The organism is Pleomorphomonas diazotrophica, from assembly GCF_002844595.1.
Taxonomy (GTDB): Bacteria; Pseudomonadota; Alphaproteobacteria; order Rhizobiales; family Pleomorphomonadaceae; genus Pleomorphomonas; species Pleomorphomonas diazotrophica.
Genome location: NZ_PJNW01000002.1, coordinates 17,790 through 37,517, shown reverse-complemented (window position 1 = coordinate 37,517; position 19,728 = coordinate 17,790). Strand labels below are relative to the sequence as shown.

General features: G+C 67.1%; 19 protein-coding genes and 1 pseudogene. 3 read left to right on the top strand and 17 right to left on the bottom strand.

All coding sequences use genetic code 11. From position 1 onward, the window contains the following. Window positions 1–35: 35 nt before the first annotated feature. The 8 genes and pseudogenes from CXZ10_RS21725 to efp all read right to left on the bottom strand — a co-directional run bounded on the left by CXZ10_RS21725 (window position 36) and on the right by efp (window position 8,232). Window positions 36–1,463, bottom strand: a complete 1,428-nt coding sequence (locus tag CXZ10_RS21725) for a UDP-N-acetylmuramoylalanyl-D-glutamyl-2,6-diaminopimelate--D-alanyl-D-alanine ligase (protein ID WP_425298956.1) — start codon at window positions 1,461–1,463, stop codon at window positions 36–38. Window positions 1,464–1,487: 24 nt separating this feature from the next. Beyond that, window positions 1,488–2,909: pseudogene (locus CXZ10_RS21720) on the bottom strand (UDP-N-acetylmuramoyl-L-alanyl-D-glutamate--2,6-diaminopimelate ligase); the annotation flags it as partial. Between the two features lie 121 nt (window positions 2,910–3,030). Then, the gene (locus CXZ10_RS01150; protein ID WP_210199819.1) at window positions 3,031–4,761 is read right to left on the bottom strand and encodes a peptidoglycan D,D-transpeptidase FtsI family protein; all 1,731 of its coding nucleotides are present in this window, start codon (window positions 4,759–4,761) and stop codon (window positions 3,031–3,033) included. Further along, window positions 4,758–5,135, bottom strand: a complete 378-nt coding sequence (ftsL, locus tag CXZ10_RS01145) for a cell division protein FtsL (protein ID WP_101287124.1) — start codon at window positions 5,133–5,135, stop codon at window positions 4,758–4,760. Before ftsL ends, CXZ10_RS01150 begins: the two co-directional genes overlap by 4 nt. After that, a complete protein-coding gene (gene rsmH, locus CXZ10_RS01140; protein ID WP_101287123.1) occupies window positions 5,132–6,142 on the bottom strand; it encodes a 16S rRNA (cytosine(1402)-N(4))-methyltransferase RsmH in 1,011 nt (336 codons plus the stop codon). The genes ftsL and rsmH overlap by 4 nt, the downstream gene beginning before the upstream one ends. Then, entirely contained in the window at window positions 6,139–6,594 is a 456-nt protein-coding gene (mraZ, locus tag CXZ10_RS01135; RefSeq protein WP_101287122.1) for a division/cell wall cluster transcriptional repressor MraZ, read from the bottom strand. Before mraZ ends, rsmH begins: the two co-directional genes overlap by 4 nt. 606 nt (window positions 6,595–7,200) lie before the next feature. Then, window positions 7,201–7,362: an entericidin domain-containing protein gene (locus CXZ10_RS01130; protein WP_101287121.1), complete on the bottom strand. Its 162-nt coding sequence runs from the start codon at window positions 7,360–7,362 to the stop codon at window positions 7,201–7,203. A 300-nt stretch (window positions 7,363–7,662) separates the two neighbouring features. Then, complete coding sequence (gene efp / locus CXZ10_RS01125) at window positions 7,663–8,232, bottom strand: elongation factor P (protein ID WP_101287120.1); 570 nt, start codon at window positions 8,230–8,232, stop codon at window positions 7,663–7,665. 107 nt (window positions 8,233–8,339) lie between these two features. On the opposite strand from efp, the gene epmA reads away from it, so the two are divergent. Then, window positions 8,340–9,389, top strand: a complete 1,050-nt coding sequence (gene epmA / locus CXZ10_RS01120) for an EF-P lysine aminoacylase EpmA (protein WP_101287119.1) — start codon at window positions 8,340–8,342, stop codon at window positions 9,387–9,389. A gap of 4 nt (window positions 9,390–9,393) precedes the next feature. On the opposite strand, the gene CXZ10_RS01115 is transcribed toward epmA, so the two are convergent. The 4 genes from CXZ10_RS01115 to CXZ10_RS01100 form a co-directional block, all read right to left on the bottom strand. Continuing rightward, window positions 9,394–9,777 carry a VOC family protein gene (locus CXZ10_RS01115; RefSeq protein ID WP_244617248.1) on the bottom strand — a complete coding sequence of 128 codons (384 nt, stop codon included), beginning with the start codon at window positions 9,775–9,777 and terminating at the stop codon, window positions 9,394–9,396. A 7-nt stretch (window positions 9,778–9,784) separates the two neighbouring features. Next, window positions 9,785–10,924, bottom strand: coding sequence for an MFS transporter (locus CXZ10_RS01110; RefSeq protein WP_101288305.1), 1,140 nt, complete (start codon window positions 10,922–10,924; stop codon window positions 9,785–9,787). 14 nt (window positions 10,925–10,938) lie between these two features. Next, complete coding sequence (locus tag CXZ10_RS01105) at window positions 10,939–11,709, bottom strand: DeoR/GlpR family DNA-binding transcription regulator (RefSeq protein ID WP_101287117.1); 771 nt, start codon at window positions 11,707–11,709, stop codon at window positions 10,939–10,941. Window positions 11,710–11,824: 115 nt separating this feature from the next. Then, a complete protein-coding gene (locus tag CXZ10_RS01100; protein ID WP_101287116.1) occupies window positions 11,825–12,520 on the bottom strand; it encodes a TetR/AcrR family transcriptional regulator in 696 nt (231 codons plus the stop codon). Window positions 12,521–12,595: 75 nt separating this feature from the next. Between CXZ10_RS01100 and CXZ10_RS01095 the strand changes: the two genes are divergently transcribed. Beyond that, on the top strand, window positions 12,596–13,318 hold the full coding sequence (locus tag CXZ10_RS01095; protein WP_101287115.1) for an SDR family oxidoreductase: 723 nt from the start codon (window positions 12,596–12,598) through the stop codon (window positions 13,316–13,318). 148 nt (window positions 13,319–13,466) lie between these two features. On the opposite strand, the gene hemF is transcribed toward CXZ10_RS01095, so the two are convergent. The 4 genes from hemF to CXZ10_RS01075 all read right to left on the bottom strand — a co-directional run bounded on the left by hemF (window position 13,467) and on the right by CXZ10_RS01075 (window position 16,210). Beyond that, window positions 13,467–14,384 carry an oxygen-dependent coproporphyrinogen oxidase gene (gene hemF / locus CXZ10_RS01090; protein ID WP_101287114.1) on the bottom strand — a complete coding sequence of 306 codons (918 nt, stop codon included), beginning with the start codon at window positions 14,382–14,384 and terminating at the stop codon, window positions 13,467–13,469. A 109-nt stretch (window positions 14,385–14,493) separates the two neighbouring features. Then, window positions 14,494–14,928 (bottom strand): BA14K family protein, encoded by a 435-nt coding sequence (locus tag CXZ10_RS21955; protein WP_101287113.1) that lies wholly within the window; start codon window positions 14,926–14,928, stop codon window positions 14,494–14,496. A gap of 74 nt (window positions 14,929–15,002) precedes the next feature. Continuing rightward, the gene (locus CXZ10_RS01080; protein ID WP_101287112.1) at window positions 15,003–15,656 is read right to left on the bottom strand and encodes a glutathione S-transferase family protein; all 654 of its coding nucleotides are present in this window, start codon (window positions 15,654–15,656) and stop codon (window positions 15,003–15,005) included. An 89-nt stretch (window positions 15,657–15,745) separates the two neighbouring features. Beyond that, entirely contained in the window at window positions 15,746–16,210 is a 465-nt protein-coding gene (locus CXZ10_RS01075; protein WP_101287111.1) for a tRNA (cytidine(34)-2'-O)-methyltransferase, read from the bottom strand. Window positions 16,211–16,553: 343 nt separating this feature from the next. On the opposite strand from CXZ10_RS01075, the gene CXZ10_RS01070 reads away from it, so the two are divergent. Beyond that, complete coding sequence (locus tag CXZ10_RS01070) at window positions 16,554–18,434, top strand: ABC transporter ATP-binding protein (RefSeq protein WP_101287110.1); 1,881 nt, start codon at window positions 16,554–16,556, stop codon at window positions 18,432–18,434. Between the two features lie 78 nt (window positions 18,435–18,512). Here CXZ10_RS01070 and CXZ10_RS01065 read toward each other — a convergent pair whose 3' ends face one another. Then, a complete protein-coding gene (locus tag CXZ10_RS01065; protein ID WP_101287109.1) occupies window positions 18,513–19,724 on the bottom strand; it encodes an MFS transporter in 1,212 nt (403 codons plus the stop codon). Between the last annotated feature and the right edge of the window lie 4 nt (window positions 19,725–19,728).

Below are 19,728 nucleotides of genomic sequence, written 5' to 3'. Positions count from 1 at the left end.
CGCGGCCCCGTATTAGTCCGTCTTCCCCGTCTTGCCTACCCGGATGCTTCACTGCCGAAGCGGCCGATCAACGCCTCGACCAGCGGCCCCATGGCGCTGCCGAGCGAGCCCTTGACCATCAGCACGTCGCCTGCCCTGACGTCGTCGAGCAGCGTGTCGGCCAGCGCCTTCGAGGTCTCGGCATAGGCGCCGCGCATGCCGCGCGGCAGCTCCTGCCAAAGATTGTGCATCAGCGGCCCGGCGCAGAACACCGTGTCCACCTTGGCCGCCCTGAGCGGCTCGGCCAGACCGGCGTGCAGGTCCGCCGCCTCGGGGCCGAGTTCCAGCATGTCGCCCAGCACGGCGACGCGGCGGCCCTGACCTTCCACCGAGGCCGAGCCAAGCAGCGCGATGGCCGCCCGCATCGAAGTGGGATTGGCGTTGTAGCTTTCGTCGATCAGCCGCGCCGTGCCGCCGAACACCTGCAGCACGTGGCGCTTGCCGCGTCCCTTCGGCTGCTGGTGCGCCTGCAAGGCCAGCATCGCCCGGGTGAGATCGCCCCCGACGATCTTCACCGCCGCGAGCACGGCGAGCGAGTTCTGGGCGATGTGCCGGCCCGGCGCGCCGAGCTTGTAGGTGACGGTCTCGCCGAGGATGTCGGCGGTGACGGCGGTGCAGGTCTCGTTGAGCGAGCACTTGAGAAGCCGCGCCTCGGCCTCGGGATGTTCGCCGAAGAACACCACCTGGGCGCCGCGGGCACGGGCGCGCTCGGCCAAGAGCGCCGAGAAATCGCCGTCGCGGTTGAGAATGGCGGTGCCACCCGGCTCCAGGCCGGCGAAGATCTCGGCCTTCGCCTCGGCGATCGCTTCGACGGAGCTGAAATGCTCGAGATGCACCGGCGCCACCGTGGTGACGATGGCGACATGCGGCCGCACCATGCGGACCAGAGGCGTGATCTCGCCGGGATGGTTCATGCCGATCTCGAACACGCCGTAGCGGCTGCCCGAGGGCATGCGGGCGAGCGTCAGCGGCACGCCCCAATGATTGTTGAAGGAAGCGGCCGAGGCATGCACCGCGCCCGACGGCGACAGCGCCTCGCGCAGCGCCTCCTTGGTCGAGGTCTTGCCCACCGACCCGGTGACGGCGATCACCTTGGCCGCCGTACGCTCGCGCGCCCGGATGCCGAGGCGCCCGAGGCTGGCGAGCACGTCGTCCACCACCACCAGCGGTCCGACATCCGCCGGCAGCGCGGCGCGCCTGTCGTTCGCCACCACGGCCACCGCCGCGCCCCTCTGAAGCGCCGCCTCGACGAAGTCATGTCCGTCGAACCGGTCGCCGGCGATGGCGAAGAAGGCACCGCCCCGTTCGACGGTGCGGCTATCGATGGAAATGCTGTCGACCGGCGGTACCGCACCCTCGGCGCGACCGTTCAGCGCCTTGACGAGTTCGTCGGCCTGCCACAGCGACCGGTCAGCCGGCGTCACGCCTGGCACCGCCAGCACCGCCTCGTGGTCGGAATAATGCACCGTCTCGCGGCCGATGGTCTGGCCCATCTCGTGGCCCTTGCCGGCGATCAGGAACACGTCGTCGGGCCCGAGCATGGCGATGCCCTCGCGCACCGCCGTCGTCCGATCGCCAATCTCGACGCCGCCGGGGCAGCCGGCCAGCACTTCCTTGCGGATGGTCGCCGCATCCTCGGTGCGCGGATTGTCGTCGGTGACGATGGCGACGTCGGCGAGGCGGGAACAGACCTCGCCCATCTGCGGCCGCTTGCCCTTGTCGCGATCGCCGCCGGCGCCGAAGGCGACGATCAGGCGGCCGGCCGTGAAGGGCCGCAGCGTCTGCAGCGCCACTTCGAGGGCGGCCGGCGTATGGGCGAAATCGACGAAGACCGGCGCGTCGGACGGCGCGTAGCCGACCAGCTCCAGCCGGCCCTTGGCGCCCTTGATGCCGTCGAGCGCGTCGAGCGCGTCGGTGAGCGACACCGAGCCGTCGGCGGCGGCGAGCGCCGCGGCGACCAGCGCGTTGGACACCTGGAAGGCGCCGACCAGCGGAATGCGCACGGGCCTCGGCCCGGCGCCGATGTCGACGGTAGCGATCTGCGCCCAGCCATCGCGGGCGACATCGAGAATGCGGATGCGGGCGCCGGCGGCGCCGACCGTCTGGAGATCGAGGCCGGAGATGCGCGCCGCCGAGGCGAAGGCCTCGCCATAGACGTCGTCGAGGTTGACCACGGCGCCGGAACCGGGCGTGAGGATGGTGTCGAACAGCCGCATCTTGGCGGCCATGTAGGCTTCCATCGAGCCGTGATAGTCGAGATGGTCGCGCGACAGGTTGGTGAAGGCGCCGGCCGCCACCTCGACGCCATCGAGCCGGCGCTGGATCAGGCCATGAGAAGAGGCCTCCATCGCCACGTGATCGATGCCGTCGGCGGCGAGGTCGTGCAGCGTGCGGTGCAGCGTCGCCGCATCGGGCGTCGTCATGTTGCCATAGGCGTTGCCGGCCTTGGTCGTCACGCCGACCGTGCCGATCGATGCCGCCTCGTAGCCGGCGGCCAGCCAGATCTGGCGGACGAAGGCGGCGACCGAGGTCTTGCCGTTGGTGCCGGTCACCGCCACCACCGTCTTCGGTTGCGGGCCGTAGAAGCGGGCCAGCATGCGGGCAAAGCGGCGGGCGGGGTCGTTGTCGCGCAGCACCGGCACGCTGAGGCTGTCGGGCAGTTCGTCCTCGGTGTCGGCGAGCACCACCGCCGCGCCCTTCTCGATGGCCTGGGGAATGAAGTCGGTGCCCTTGGCACGGGTGCCGGGCAGCGCCACGAACAGCGAACCGGGGACGACCTCGCGACTGTCGGCGGTCACGCCGGTGATCGAAATGCGGCGGAGAGCCGGATCGAGCGTGAGGATGTCGGGCGCAAGTTCGGCGAGTTTCATATGTTCGTCCATGGTGTTGATCGCGGGACGCCGCACACTGTCCTCGATTTGCGATCGAAATGAGGACAACTCACACTTTCCACACCGCCCTTTGCCTCGCGGATCACCCGCGACGGCTCGATCAGTAGGCAGCCATCAGCGGCACGTCCACGTCGTCGAAGCGTGGCTCGACGTTCAGCATCGGCGCGATGCGGCCGACGATGTTGCCGGCCGTCGGCCCGGCGTTCATGCCGGCGGTGGCCGGCAGGCCGGGCCGCTCGGGATTGGGTTCGTCGAGGACCACCAGCAGCAGATACTGCGGGTCGTCGATCGGGAAGGTGGCGACAAAGGCGTTGAAGCGCTTGTTGCTGGAATAGCGGCCGTTCTCCACCTTCTCGGCGGTGCCGGTCTTGCCGCCGATGCGGTAGCCGGGAATGTCGGCCGACTTGCCGGAGCCGCCGGGCGCCAGCACGTTGAGGCGCATCAGATAGCGCATCTGCTCGGAGGTCGACTGCTTCAGCACCCGCTTGCCGATGAGGCGCGCCTCCTCTTCGCTGCGCGGGAAGAAGGTGGGCGGGATCAGGATGCCGCCGTTCATCACCGCGCTCGCCGCCATGGCAGTGGCGAGCGGCGACACCGAAATGCCGTGGCCGAAGGAGACGGTGACGGTGACGAGGTCGGACCAGCGCTTGGGCAGGATCGGCCGGGCGATTTCCGGCAGCTCGGTCGGCACCTTGTCCATCAGGCCGATGCGCTTCAGGAACTCCTGCTGCCCCTGCGAACCGACCTTCAGCGCCTCACGACCGGTGCCGACGTTGGACGAGTAGATGAAGATCTCCGGCACGCTCAGCACGCGATGCTTGCCGTGGAAATCGTTGATGGTGAAGCCGCCGATGGTCAGGCCGCGCGTCGCGTCGAAGCTGTCGGTGATGCTCACCTTGCCCGAATCGAGCGCCATGGCCGTGGCGAACACCTTGAAAGTCGACCCCATTTCATAGACCGCCGCCGAGGCGCGGTTCATGTTGTTGGGATCGAGCGCTTCGGCCGGGTTCATCGGGTCATAGTCGGGCGCCGAGGTCATGCCGACCACTTCGCCCGTCTTGACGTTCATCACCACCGCCGCCGACGCCTTGGCCGTGTAGCGCTGCATGGCCGCCGTGATCTCGTCATGCAGCACCTGCTGCACGCGGAGGTCGATCGACAGCTTGATCGGCTCGAAGTTGTTGGAGGCCATGCCGGCGCGCTGCAGGTCGCCGAGCCACTGGTCATCGATATACTTCTCGACGCCGGCGATGCCCTGGTTGTCGATGTTGACGTGGCCGGTGACGAAAGCGACGGTCCGGCCCGACGGATAGAAGCGCTTGTTCTCGGTAAGGAAGCCGATGCCGGGGATGCCGAGGGCATGCACCGCCGCCTGCTGGGCCGGGGTGATCTCGCGCTTCAGCCACAGGAAGCCCTGCTTGGAGGCGAGGCGCTGGCGCACCGCGTCGGTGCCGAGGTCGGGGAAGACGGTGGCGAGCTGCTCCGTCGCCTCGTCCGGATCGACGACGCGCCGCGGCTCGGCGTAGAGCGAGGCAAACTTGATGTCGGTGGCGAGGATCTCGCCGTTGCGGTCGAGAATGTCGGGACGGGCGGCCGACACCGCCGCCTGGGCATTGCCCAGCGTCACCGATTCCTGCGGCAGGCTGACGCCCATCTGGACGAGGCGGCCGATGATGGTGCCGTAGACCAGGACGAAGCAGGCCGAGGCGAGAATGAGCCGGCCGCGCATGGTGTCGCCCGCACCGCGCCGCGCCGAAGCGCGAAACTCCGGACCGGTGGCGGCGGCCATCGGCTCGGCGGGCTTTCGGAACGGACCAAACCGGAAGTTCATTGCACCAAACTCGCGTCGTCTTGGATATGCGGCAGCGCGGCCGAACCGTCGGCCGACTGTTCGACCGGCGCATCGACCGGCGGCACCACCGGCTTTTCGGGAATGTCGGCGAGCGTGCCGATGTGGTCGGAAGAGAGCGGGGTCAGGCTCAGGATGTCCTTGTGCCGCTCCAGAAGGTCGCGCATGCGGGCGGGCCGCGTCAGCAGCGCCCATTCCGCCTTGAGCAGCGAGATATCCTCATGCGCCTGGGCGATCTCCGCCTGCTTCTGCTTGATGTTCTCGGCAGCGATCTCCGCTTCGTATTTCATGTCGTAGACGGCGGCGGCCGACAGCACCATCAGGAACACCAGGAGAGCGTTGATATAGCGGGTCATGACCTCTCCCCCGAAAGGCTGGGCACGCCAAGCGCGGCGCGGTCGATCGGCCGGGCGGGCGCCTCGGTGCGGATGCCGAACCTGAGCTTGGCCGAGCGGGCGCGGGGATTGACGGCAAGCTCAGCCTCGCCGGCTTCCACCGGCTGCCGCCCCCGCAGGCTGAAGGTGGCGGGCGGCACCGACGCCTCCGGCAGATGACGCGATCCGCCGGCCCGCTCGCGCGAACGGTCGGCGAAGAAGCGCTTGACGATGCGATCCTCAAGGGAATGGAAGGTGACGACGACCAGCCGTCCGCCCGGCTTCAGCACGCGCTCGGCGGCGGCCAGCGCGTCGGACAGCTCGTCGAGTTCGCCATTGACGTGGATGCGGATCGCCTGGAAGGCGCGAGTTGCCGGATGCATTTCGCCGAAGCGCTTGGCGCCCAGCACGCTTTCGATGGTCGAGACCAGCTCCGCCGTCCGGCTGAATGGCTGATTTTCGCGCCGCGCCACGATGGCCTTGGCGATGCGCATGGACTGCTTCTCTTCGCCATAGATCCAGAAGAGACGGGCGAGTTCCTTGGCCGACAGCGTGTTGACCACGTCGGCCGCCGTCGGGCCGGAAAGACTCATGCGCATGTCGAGCGGGCCGTCGGCGCGGAAGGAAAAGCCGCGCTCGGCCCGGTCGAGCTGCATGGAGGAGACGCCGATGTCGAGCACCACCGCGTCGACGGAGGCTTCGCCGGCCTCATTGGCCAGCCGGTCGAGCTCGGAGAAGGTGCCGGGCACGAGCGTCAGGCGGCCAGCGCTCTCCGCCACGACGGCAGCGCCCGCCTCGATTGCCGTGGGATCGCGGTCGATGGCGATGACGCGGCCGGCGCCACCGGCCAGAATGGCGCGGCTGTAGCCGCCGGCGCCGAAGGTGCCGTCAATGATCGTCGCGCCGTCGATTGGCGACAGCGCCGACAGCACTTCGGCAAGAAGAACGGGCACATGCGGCGCGGCGCCGGCGTCGACGAGCGCACTCATGCGGTTCCCTCCGGCTTCAAGCCGCGACGGAGCGCCCGCGCCCGCTCCCGGGCCGTCAGCTCGTAGGTCGCAAAGCGCGTGGGCTCCCAGATCTGGAACTTGTAGCCCTGGCCGACGAAGGTCACCTCGGAGGTGATTCCCGTGACTTCCAGAAGCTTTGGCGTCAGGCCGATGCGGCCCTCGCTGTCGATCGTCAGATGGTCCGACGAGCTGTAGAAGGCGGTCGAGAGGAGGTCGTGATCCTCGGAGAAGGGCGCGTAGCGAGACAGGTTGCGCTCGATTTCGGCCAGCAACTGGTTGCCACCGCAGTCCACCGCTTCCATGTCGATCGACGGATAGCAATAGAGCCCCTCGTAGCCGTCGCGCGCCAGAACCTGACGGAACGGCGCCGGGATGGACACCCGCCCCTTCCGATCGATCCTGTTGGTGACGCGCGATACGAAGCCGTTCATCGATCCCCGCAGCCCGCAACGAGCGGTGCTTCAATCCCCGTTTCTTTGGCCGGACCCCTGCCTCTTCGGAGGCAACCCGACCTGGCGGCTCGCATGGCGCGGACACGGCCCACGGCCGGGTCAGTCGTTGCATTCTGCAACGGGCTGTCGCGGCTGAACCCGGTCCTCTGGCCCTGCCTGACTCTCGAAATTCGCGAGACGTCTGGCTCGGATCACCTGCTTGCCGGGATGATTTGGGATAGCATGGGATCATGTGGGGCGTCAACGAAAGCCAAGCGTCACGCACTGCCTGTACGCAGCTCTCCACATTTATGAGGCGTTAGGCTTAACAAGTCGTTGCGCGGTCGCCGGACGGATTGAACCGGGCCGCGCCGAGGCGGATATCCGGGCGATTTGATCGTTAGCTTTGCCCTTTCGGCCGCCGCCCTTCCAAGTGCTGGAGCGCGCTTGTCGGCGAACTCCTTCCAACGAACAGGACGGTCTTTTCGTCCTACGCAAAAGCCCCGCCATCCTCACGGACGAGCGGGGCCTTGAAAAAAGCGGGCGCGGCGGCCGGAAACGACCTGTCCGCCCATGTCATCCCATGCCGGCCCCGCCGGCGAACAGTCAGCGCGCTGCGGCGTTGCCGACGTTGTTGCCGGCGGCCTGGGTTGCGTTGACGGCATTGGCCGTATCCTTGCCGACGCCGCGGATCGTGTTGGCGCAACCGCCCAGGGCGACGACCGAGAGAACGATGACACCGACGCTGAGGATGGACTTGGCAGACATGGGGGAGCCTTTCCTGTTGAGGTGACGGCCGGGCAGGCCTGCGCTGGATACGCGCGGAGCGTGCCATCGGTTCCATCGCTGCAAAGAAAAACGCCCGGAAGCGTTCTTCCGGGCGTTGTTTCGTCTTTCAGGCCGACAAAGCCCAGGTTGTTCCCGAAGCCGCCTCAGGCGGCTTCCGGCGCCAAGCGGCGGCGCGCGGAGCGTGTCTTCGAGACACGAAGCGTCTCGAAGATGAAAGCGAAGCGAAAGCCCGCCGGCGTTTGAGGCAGTAAAAAAAACTGATCTTGGCGATCGCCAAGATCAGTCCTTGGCGCGCTCGACGTAGGAGGCGTCCTCGGTCATCACCACGATGCGGGTGCCGACGGAGACGAAGGGCGGCACCATGGTGCGCACGCCATTCGACAGGATGGCCGGCTTGTAGGAGGAGGCGGCCGTCTGGCCCTTCACGGCCGGCTCGGTCTCGGTGACTTCCAGCGTCATGCGGGCGGGCAGCTCGATCGACACCGGCACGTCGTTGTAGACGCCGACGTGGCATTCCATGTTCTCGGCCAGGAAGGCGGCGCGGTCGCCGACCACCTCCTTGGGCACGGAGATCTGCTCGTAGGTTTCCATCTGCATGAAGGCGAAGCCATGCTCTTCCTCATAGAGGAAGGTGTAGGGACGCTCGTCGATCTGGGCGCGCTCGACCATTTCGGTGGTCTTGTAGCGCACCGACACCTTCACGCCGTCGTTGATGCGACGCATGTCGATCTGCGTGGTGGGCGTGCCCTTGCCCGGATGGAAACTCTCGGCCAGCAGGACGACGTGGAGCTTTTCATCCAGCTCGACGACGTTGCCCTTGCGGATTTGGCTAGCGATGACCTTGACCATGACGTATCGGATATCCTGACAAAAGGGTGGCGTGGCCTCGAAGCGTTGGCTCCGGGCGTGCTTCGCGTCTCTCCTGACATTTTTGAAGCGGAAAAGGAAGAGGCGGAATGCACGAAACGGCCGGAGAGTCGCCCTGGTGGTCGGTCGAACGGCACCTCGGCCGCCGTCCGTTCCTCATTGCGCGCGGCGAGATCAAGCGCGCGGTCCGCGCCTGGTTCGAGAACCAGGGCTTCACCGAGGTCGAATGCCCTGCCCTGCAGGTGTCGCCCGGCAACGAGGCGCATCTCCACGCCTTCGCCACCGAGAAGATCGGCCTCGATGGCACCCGCGCCCCGCGCTACCTCCATACCTCGCCCGAGTTCACGGCCAAGAAGCTGCTGGCGGCCGGCGAAACGCGCATCTTCGACTTCGCCCGCGTTTTCCGCAACCGCGAGAAGGGGGCGCTGCATTCCTCGGAGTTCACGCTGCTCGAATGGTACCGGGCGAACGAGCCCTATGAGCAACTGATGGACGACGCCGTGGCGCTGATGCGGCTCGCCGCCCAGACGCTCGGCCGCGACGCCTTCGTCTGGCGCGGCCGCACCGCCGATCCTTTCGCCGAGCCCGAGAAGCTCACCGTCGCCGAGGCCTTCTCCCGCTACGCCGGCATCGACCTGCTCGCGACGCTCACCGATGACCCCGGCGCGCCCGACCGCGACGCCCTGGCGACACAAGCCGAGGCCCGCGGCTTCCGCGTCGTCGCCGATGACAGCTGGACCGACATCTACTCGCGCATCCTCGTCGAGAGCATCGAGCCCAACCTCGGCATGGGGAGGCCAACCATCTTCTACGAGTATCCCGTCTGCGAAGCCGCCCTCTCCCGCCCGGTCGCCCGCGACCCGCGCCTTGCCGAGCGCTTCGAGCTCTATGCCTGCGGCGTCGAGCTCGCCAATGCCTTCGGCGAGCTGACCGACCCCGAGGAGCAGCGCCGACGCTTTCAGGAGGAGATGGAGATCAAGGAGCGCATCTACGGCGAGCGTTACCCGCTCGACGAGGACTTTCTCGCCGCCCTCGCCCATATGCCGGAGGCCTCCGGCATCGCGCTCGGCTTCGAGCGGCTGGTGGTGCTGGCAAGCGGCGCCCGCTCCATCGACGACGTCGTCTGGGCGCCCGTATAAGGTATTAGCTGGTGATCTCGATGCGCGTACCGTCCGGCGCGGCGATCACCGCCTCATAGTAGCCGTCACCGGTCCAGCGCGGCCCGGACAACAGGCAGCCATCCGCCTTGCATCGGGCGGCCAGCGCATCGACGGCGGCCTCGCTCTCCAGCGACACCGCAACGTGATCCCAGCCGACGCGCTCGGCCGGCGCCATCGGCTCGACCCAAGGACCGGTCATCAGCTCGACGGCGGCGCCATCCGGCAATCTCGCGAAGCGCGACCGGAAGCCCGGCCGGTTGCGGCTCTCGTAGACATCGCCGACCTCGGCGTCGAAACATCGGCGCCAGAAGGCAGCGGCGGCATCGAGGTCGAGCGTCCAAAGGGCGACATGGGCAAGGCGCATCATTCCCTCCTCAGTGCGGACGGCCGGCCACCCGGCCTGCGGTCAGCGTCACCAGCGCCAGAAGCGCGGTCAGCATCCACAGGGAGGCCGGAAGGCTGGTGAGCTTGGCGACGAAGCCGATGCCGGCCGGCCCCAGGAGCACGCCGGCGTAACCGGCAGTGGTGACGGCGGCGACGGCGAGCCCGGCCGGCATCACCGTCTGGTTGCCGGCCCGGCGGAACAGCACCGGCACGATGTTGGCAAGGCCGATGCCGACCAGGAGGAAGCCGGCCATGGCAACGGCGACGACCGGCGCCACCAGCACCAGCGCAAAGCCGGCGATGCCGATCAGGCTGCCCCAGAACAGCGTGGCCCGATCGCCGATGCGTCCGACCACCGCGTCGCCGGCGAGCCGCACCACGGTCATGGCGATGGAGAACACCATGTAGCCCATGCCGCCCTGCTCCGCCCCGACAAGGCCGGCACCGGTGAGATAGAGCGCGCCCCAGTCGAGCACCGCCCCTTCCACCAGGAAGACAATGGCCGTGAGCACGGCAAGCAGCAGCACGAAGCCGCGCGGCAGGGCGAACAGCGCCCCGCCCTCGGCCTTCACCGCCGTCAGAAGGCGCGGCGCGATCACCAGCGTCGCCAAGAGCATCAGGGCGGCGGCGACCAGCGTGGTCGGCAGCGGCCCGAGCTGCACCGACAGCAGGAAGATGGCGAATATCGAGCCGATGAAGCCGCCGACGCTGTAGAGACCGTGGAAGCCCGACATCAGCGGCCGTTTCGCCGCCTTCTCCACCTCGACGGCGTGGATGTTCATGGCGACATCGAGCGAACCCAGCGAGCCGCCGAACACGAACAGCACCAAGCCCAGCGTCAACGGCGTCGACGCCACCGAGAGAAGCGGAAGGAACAGGACCATGCCCACGGCACCGCCAATGATGATCGGCTTGCTGCCGTAGCGGGCGCTCAGCATGCCGGTCATCAGCATGGCGACCACCGAGCCGATGCCGAGGCAAAGGAGAAGCAATCCCAGCACGCCGTCATCGACGGCAAGGCGCGCCTTGGCATAGGGAATGAGCGGCGCCCAGCAGGCGACGCCGAAGCCGGCCACCAGGAAGGCGAGGCGCGTTGCCAGCCGGGTGGCCGGCCGATCTGCGGATATCATGTTGGCTCCAGTGTTCATGGGGGATCGCCGGCCTGAAGAACCTCGGCGCCGGTGCGCCTGAGGTCGGCGACAACGGTCTCGGGCGCGTCCTGCTCGACGACGAAATGGGAAAAGGCGCTGGCCGGAGCGATCCGGTAGGGCGCGCGCGCCTCGAACTTGTCGCTGGTGACCAGCGCGGCCCGTCGCCGGCTCGTCGCCATCACCGCCCGCTTGAAGATGGCGTCGGCGTGGTTGAGGGCGCCGACGCCCTCCTCGGCCGACACGCCACAGACGCCGACAAAGGCGAGATCGATGGCAAGGCGCGTCACCGCCTCGACGGCCACGGCGTCCACCGCCCCGCCCACAGTGGCGTCCACCGCCCCGCCGATCATCAGGAGATCGATGTCCTGCCGGGCCAGCACGGCGGCAGCAATGTCCACCGAGTTGGTCGCCACCGTCAGCCCATGGTCTTCCGGCAGGGCGTCGACCAGCGCCACGTGGCTGCTGCCGGCGTCAAGGAAGATCAGGTCGCCCCGTCCGGCCAGCGCCGCCGCGCGCGCCGCCAGTGCCCGCTTGACATCGACCCCTTCGCCGAGCCGGGCCGACAGCGGCCTCGCCGCCAAGGGCAGCGCGCCGCCATAGACGCGGCGGCACAGCCCCTCGGCGGCCAGTGCCCGGAGATCGCGGCGAATGGCATCCTCGGATACGCCGAACTCGGTGGCGAGCTGGACAGAGGCCACCGACTGCCCGTCGGCAAGACGGGCGGCGATCAGATCACGACGGGCAAGCGGCAGTTCATCGGTCATATCGCCTTATAACGTGCATAAACGAGAACGACAACACGCATAAACAAGTATGAATCGTTTTTATGAATCGGTACATGAGCTGCGCACGGATCTGGTCGTGCCAAGAATCTCATAATCAGGCGGCATCGTGCACGGGTACCTCAACCGTCCGGCTACGATCCGGCGCCATGCCCCCATCCGAAGGCAGCTTGACCGCGTCCAGATAGGCGACGCACATCACGACGAGCTGTCGCAGCACCGCCTCAGCCTCATCCATCGGCAGGTTGCGCTCGAACACGCTACGGACGGTGCCGAAGATGCTGGTGAGCAGCGTCAGCACCACGGTATGCAGATCGGCGAAGGCGGCGTCGGCGGCGCTGGCGAACATCGTGGCCGTCGCCCTGTCGACGCGGCAGGCAAAAGCCTCGATCATCGCTTCGTTGTCGAGTTCCACCACCGATTTGTAGAGCGCCTGCGTCACCTCGACCCGTTCGGTCTTGGCCGCCCAATAGGTCGCCACCAGAGCTTTGACCATGTCTCGGACGGAACCTCCCTGCTGCGCTCGGCAGGTGGCCTCCACCTTGTCGGCGACGAGATCGAGGTAGCGCTCGTTGAGCGCGTAGAACAGCGCCTGCTTGTGGGGGAAGTACTGGTACATAGTGCCGACCGAGACACCGGCCCGCTCGGCCACCCGCGTCGTCGTCAGCCGGCGCGGACCATCGGCGATCAAAACCTGAATGGTCGCCTCGAAGATGGCGTCGAGCGTCACGGTCGCGCGGGCCTGACGCGGCCTTTTCCGGGGCGACAGATGCGGCGGCGGGCTGGTCAGCAAAAGCGAATCCTCAAACTGAACGATCCTTCATATTTTCAGGTCTACCACAAACCCGAGATGGAAAGGATAAGTTCAATGGTGCGTATCGCCCTCGTCACCGGTGCCAACAAGGGCATCGGTCTCGAAATCGTCCGCCAGCTCGCCGAGGCCGGCGTCCAGGTCCTCCTCGGCGCCCGCGATGTCGGGCGGGGACAGGCGGCGGCAGATGGCCTCGCCTCCAAGGGGCTGAAGGTCGAGGCCATTCAGATCGACGTCACCGACGGCAAGAGCATCGCGACGGCGGCCGCCGCGGTCCGCGGCCGTCAGGGCCGGCTCGACATTCTCGTCAACAATGCCGGCATCGTCGACGCCGAGGACGGCCCGCCGACCATGGCCTCGCCCGAGGCGGCGCGGCGGATCATGGAGACCAACTTCATCGGCACGCTCTCGGTCACGCAGGCGATGCTGCCGCTGCTGCGTCAATCGCCGGCCGGGCGCATCGTCAATCTCTCGAGTTCGCTCGGCTCGCTGACCGTCAACGGCGATCCCACCTCGCCTTACTATTCGGCTCGGCTCATCGGCTACAACGCCTCCAAGGCGGCGCTCAACATGCTGACCGTGCAACTTGCCGCGGAGCTCAGCGGCACGCCCATCGCCGTCAACTCGGTCAGTCCCGGCTATGTGAAGACCGATCTCACCGGCCACACCGGCTACATGACGCCGGAGGAAGGCGCGCGTCTGCCGGTCAAATACGCCCTGCTCGGCGAGGACGCGGTATCCGGCCGCTTCGTGGAGCCCGATGGAGAGACGCCCTGGTAAGCGTCGGAGCCTGATCTGAAACTCGCTGGAGCGAGGCAGATGGCGACGGGTTCGAGAACCGGAGCGGAGCGGACTTAACGTCCGTGAGCACCGGAAGCGCAGAAGACTAAGCCAAATGTCCGGCCCAGTAGAGTTTCAGGTCAGGCTCTCAGGGCCATCTGGCGTGGGGCGGCATGGACGACAGGATGGCGTCGACGTTTCCCCCCGTCTTCAGGCCGAACACGGTGCCGCGGTCGTAGAGAAGGTTGAACTCCACATAGCGGCCGCGCCGCACCAGTTGCTCGTCGCGCTCGGCCGCCGTCCAGGGCGTCCGCATGTTGGCGCGGACGAGGCGCGGGAAGATGTCGAGGAAGGCAAGGCCGAGGTCGCGGGTGAAGGCGAAATCGGCCGCCCAGCCGGCGTCCGAATGCAGGTAATCGTAGAAGATGCCGCCGACCCCGCGCATCTCGCCGCGATGCTTGAGGAAGAAATACTCCTCGCACCAGGTCTTGTAGTCGGCATAATCGATGTGCGGGTGGGCGGCGCAGGCCGCCTTCATCGCAGCGTGGAAGGCGATGGTGTCGGGATCTTCCTGGGTGCGTCGGGCATCGAGCATCGGCGTCAGGTCGGCCCCGCCGCCGAACCACTGGCGGGTGGTCACCACCATGCGCGTGTTCATGTGAACGGCCGGAACATGCGGGTTCTGCATGTGGGCGATCAGCGAGATGCCGCTCGCCCAGAAGCGCGGATCCTCCTCGGCGCCCGGAATCTGCGCCCGGAACTCCGGCGCGAACTCGCCGTGAACGGTCGAGACGTGGACGCCCACCTTCTCGAAGACGGCGCCGCGCATCATGCTGATCACGCCGCCGCCGCCCGGCGCACCGCTGTGGTCGGTGCGCTGCCAGGGCGTGCGCACGAAGCGGCCCGGCTCCACTCCGGCTGCCACCGCACCCTCGGCTTCGATCTCCTCGAACGCCGCGCAGATGCGGTCGCGCAGGTCGGCGAACCAGTCGGTGGCCAGCGCCTTCTTGCCCTCCAGATCGGGCGGCAGCGCGGTCGGTGCAAGGGAGGCGGCGCTGGTCGGCATGAGCGAACACTCCGGGTTTTAACGGAGCGTGTTTAGGCGCTTTCACCCATCCTTGCCAAGCGCCGAGGCGAGACGAGAGCGCCAACCATCGTCTCGCCCGGCTTTTTCGTCAGCGATAATAGGGCGATACGCAGACCTGCCGCGGCCCGTTATAGGGCTGGAAGGTGTTGCTGTAGACGTCGTAGGAGCGGTAGCGCCCCTGACACCAGCGCACGTGGCTGGACGGCACCGCGACGGCGACCGGCGGGCGGGGCGCCTGGGCGGCCATGCCGCCGATGATCGCCGCGCCGAGGCCGAAGGCGGCGAGCGGATACCACCAGCCGTCGTCGTGGCGGCGGTAGCCCGGGCGGTAGTAGCGGTAGCCGCGATGGCCGTGCCAATAGCCGTGACGATCGCGATAGATGGGCCTCGGAGCGTCGAGATACTGCACCCGTTCGATCGACGCGGGGCCTGTGCCGAAGAAGAAGGACGTTGCCCCGGCAGGAATGACCGACGTGATCACCATGACGGCGGTGAGCGCGGTTGCTGTGAGGGTCTTGATCATGGCTTGAGCCTCCTCAATAAGCATAGAGCATCAACGCTGCACGCCCCGAGGGGGTTCCAGACCGCCCCGCCCGGCTATTCGTCGTATTCGTACTGGGCGATCGTCCAGGGCTCGGCCCGGCCGGCCGCCACCCATTCGGCATAGGCGGGCAGTTTCCTGACTGCCTCCATGTAGGCCTCCGTCTCCGCATCCACTGGCCAGGAATAGGTGGTGAAGCGGCCGACCACCGGCGCATACATGGCGTCCGCCGCCGAGAAGGCGCCGTAGAGGAAGGGCCCGCCCTGACCGAAGCGCCGCCGCGCCTCCTTCCAGAGCGCGAAGATCCGCTTGCCGTCCTCCAGCGCCGAGCCATCGCCCCGCACCTTCCAGGCATAGGTCCGGCGCCAGTTACTGCCGTAGTCGCGCCGAAGATTCTGGAAGCCGGCGTGCATCTCCGCCGCCACCGATCGGGCATGCGCCCGCGCCGCCCTGTCGGCCGGCCAGATGCCGAGGTCGGGATATTTCTCGGCGAGATACTCGATGATGGCGAGGCTTTCCCAGACGGTGACGTCGTCATCGACGAGGCAGGGCACCTTGCCGGTCGGCGATATCTTCAGGAGGGCTTCCTTCCAGCCCTCCACATACATCGGCTGCACCGTCTCCTCGAAGGGAATGCCGAAATGCCTGAGCACGATCCAGGCGCGTTGCGACCAGGAGGAATATCCCTTGTTGGCAATGAGCAGTTTCATCTCGTCTCTCCCCGAACCGAAGGCGTGAAGCATCGGCCAAACCCGCCGGCTCGTCCAACGCATTTCGGTGATGCCGACGATCGGTCTTCCTAAAGCTTCGGGAAGTTGCCCGTCTGTCTCAGGGCTTCGCCCAGGATCATGCCGGCCGACAGCGCCATGTTGATGGACCGCGCCTCCGGCCGCATCGGAATGACGATCCGCCCATCCGCCCGCTCGTGCACCGCCTCGGGAACGCCCGCTGATTCCCGCCCCATCAGCACGATGTCGCCATCGCGGAAGGCGAAGTCGGCATAGGGAACCGATCCCCTGGTGGTCGCCAGCACCAGCCGCCGCCCTGCCCCGGTCGCGTAGGCCTCGAAATCCGTCCAGCCGACATGCCGCACCACCGTCGCCAGCTCGATATAGTCCATGCCGGCCCGCTTGAGGTTACGGTCGGACATGTCGAAGCCGGCGGGGCCGATCACATGCAGCGTCGTGCCGAGGCAGGCGGCGAGCCGGATCAGCGTTCCGGTGTTCTGGGCGATGTCCGGCTGGTAGAGAGCGAGGTCGATCATCAACGTTTCCGATGGATTTCGATCGGTGGAAGTGATGGAAAGTGGCTTTTCTGCCACCCTTCTTGAATCGTCTTAGCGCCAGAGGCACCGAACGGTTGCACTGAAAACTCCTTCTGCTACCGTGCAGCCGCTCCAGTCACAAGGAGGAGCGATCGAATGGTGGTTCTCTGCTCATAGCTTGACCCGGTCGGGCCGATTTTGCCGGCTCGCTGTTCCGTGGCCAGTTTCGGACCGTGCCCGCAGTGCGCGCGCCGTCCCGAACCCATTCGCCCCCTGATTTCAACCTCCAGCTTTCAGCCGCGGCCATCCGGCCGTCGGCTCACCGCCTTCTTTCGGTGCTGTCATGTTTGCCTTCTTTGAACGCCTTATCGACCCCTATGCCAAGGGGCCGGGTGGCCAGCCGCCCGATCGCCTCATCCCCTTCTACTGGCACTATCTCCGCCAGGTCTGGCCGAGCTTTGCCGCCGTCATGGTGGTGGGCTTCTTCGTCGCGTTGATCGAGGTCGCGCTGTTCCGTTACATCGGCGCCATCGTCGATTATCTCAGCAACACCCCGCCCGCCGAGGTGATGGTTCGCCATGGCCTGGAGTTCCTCTGGATGGCCCTGGTGATCCTGATCGGCCGGCCCTTCTTCCAGGTGCTGCACGATCTCCTGATCCACCAGACCATCGCGCCGGGCATGACCAACCTGATCCGCTGGCAGAACCACCGCTACGTGCTCCGCCAGTCGATCGCCTTCTTCAACAACGACTTCGCCGGCCGCGTCGCCAACAAGATCATCCAGACCGGTCCGTCCTTGCGTGAATCCACCACCCAGGCGGCGGACGCCATCTGGTTCGTGCTGATCTACACGGTGTCGGCGCTGGTGCTGTTCGTCGAGGCGGACGTGCGCCTTGCCATCCCGCTGGTCATCTGGATCGGCGCCTACCTCCTGGTGCTCTGGACCTTCATCCCGCGCGTCGCCAGGAAGTCGGAGGAGATGTCGGAGGCGCGCTCGCTGCTCACCGGCCGCGTGGTCGACAGCTACACCAACGTCCACACGGTGAAGCTGTTCGCCCACGCCGAGCGCGAGGACGACTTCGCCCGCGAGGCGCTGGAGGACCATACGGCGGTGTTCTATGCCCAGCAGCGGCTGATCACCGGCATGACCATGTCGCTGACGATCATCAACAGCCTGCTGATCGCCATCACCGGCGCCCTGTCGGTCTGGCTGTTCACGGAAGGTGCAGTCACCACCGGCGCCATCGCGCTGGTCGGCGGTCTGGTCGTCCGCATCATCAACATGTCCGGCTGGATCATGTGGGAGCTGACCGGCATCTTCGAGAACATCGGTACCGTCCAGGACGGCATCACCACCATCTCGAAGCCGCAGACGGTCGTCGACCGCAAGGAGGCCAAGCCGCTCGCCGTCACCGGTGGCGGCATCGAGTTCGACCGCGTCGCCTTCCATTACGGCAAGGCGAAGGGCGCGCTCGATGGCATCAGCCTGACCATCGAGCCGGGCGAGAAGATCGGCCTCGTCGGTCCCTCGGGTGCCGGCAAGTCGACGCTCGTCAACGTGCTCCTGCGTCTCTACGACATCGAAAGCGGCGCCATCCGCATCGATGGGCAGAACATTGCCGGCGTCACGCAGAACTCGCTGCGCGCGGCGATCGGCGTGGTGACGCAGGACACCTCGCTTCTCCACCGGTCGATCCGCGACAACATCAAGTACGGCCGGCCCGAAGCGAGCGACGAGGAGATGGCGGCGGCGGCCCGCATGGCGCATGCCGACGGCTTCATCCCCGATCTCGTCGACAATCGAGGCCGCGTCGGCTTCGATGCCCATGTCGGCGAGCGCGGTGTGAAGCTCTCGGGCGGTCAGCGGCAGCGTATCGCCATCGCCCGCGTGCTCCTCAAGAACGCGCCGATCCTGGTGCTGGACGAGGCAACCTCGGCCTTGGACTCCGACGTCGAGGCGGCCATCCAGGAAAGCCTGGGGGCGCTGATGGAAGGCAAGACGGTGATCGCCATCGCCCACCGCCTCTCCACCATCGCCCGCATGGACCGGCTGGTGGTGATGGACCGGGGCCGCATCGTCGAGATGGGCAGCCACGCCGATCTCGTCGCCAAGGGTGGTCTCTATGCCGGCCTCTGGAGCCGCCAGACCGGCGGCTTCCTGGTCGACGAAAGCGAGGCCGAGGCCCGAAAGGTCGCCGACTTCTCGGTTCCGGCCGAGGCCTGAAAGCAGATGGTCCAAAATCATCCGCCCGGGAAGTCGAAAGACTTCCCGGGCGGATGCACAAGTGGGAGGCTTTAAGTCCTACGCCGCGGCAAGCGCCCCTTCCTGCCTTGACGGGAAGGGCCGGAACGACAGCAGGATCAGCGCGGCGGCGAGGCCCATGCCACAGGAGGCGATGTACATCAGGGCATAGCCGTTGAAGTGGTCGTAGATCATGCCGCCGACCAAGGGGCCGGTAGACATGCCCAGGCTGCCGGCCATGGCGGTGCCGCCCATGATGGTGCCCATCATCTTCAGCGGGAAGTTCTCGCGGATGATCACGGCGTAGAGCGGCATGGTGCCGGCGTAGATGAAGCCCACCACCACAGCCACGGCGTAGAAGCCGCCGATCTGGTTGACGAAGCTGTAGGACAGCACGCCGAAGGCCTGCGCCAGGAGGCCAAGCACCAGTATGCGCTGAGCGCCGAACCGGTCGCCGGCGAGGCCGAAGCCGATGCGGCCGAACATGCCGGCGAAGCCCTCGACGCTGTAGATCGACACCGCCGCGATCATCGGGATGCCGCAGGTGACGGCATAGCTCACCGTGTGGAAGATCGGGCCCGAGTGGGTGGCGCAGCAGAAGAAGTTGGCCAGCATCAGCGTGATGAACTGCGGCGAAGCCACCGCCTGCCGCACCGTCATGCCCGCCTGCGGCTCGTTCGCCATCATTTCGGGATGGTGGCCTTCCAGCGCCGGCGGCCGGCGGACCAGCAGCGACACCGGGATCATCAGCGCGGCAGTGATGCCGGCGATGATCAGCATGGAGGTGCGCCAGTCGTGAATGGTGACGAGCCAGGCCGCGAAGGGCGCGATGGTGAGCGGCGCCATGCCCATGCCGGCCGAAACGAGCGACACGGCGAGGCTGCGCTGCGTATCGAACCAGCCGGTGACGCAGGCCATCATCGGTGCGAAGACGGCGGCGGTGGCCGCACCGACCAGGAGGCCGAAGGTGAACTGGAACTCGATCAACGATGTCGTCCGGCTGGCAAGCGCCAAACTCGAGGCGAGCACCACCGAGCCGGTGAGCACCACGGGGCGCGGCCCGAACCGGTCGGACAGGCCACCCCAGATCATGCTGGCGACGGCCATGGCGAGGAAACCGATGGTCATCGCCGTGGAAATCCCGGTGACGGACCAGCCGGTCTCCTTGGACATCGGCTGCAGAAAGACGGGCAGCGAGAACATGGCGCCGATGGCGACGCAGCCCAGAAGGCCGCCTGCCGCGACGATGACCCAACGATAGGAATGGCTCATGATT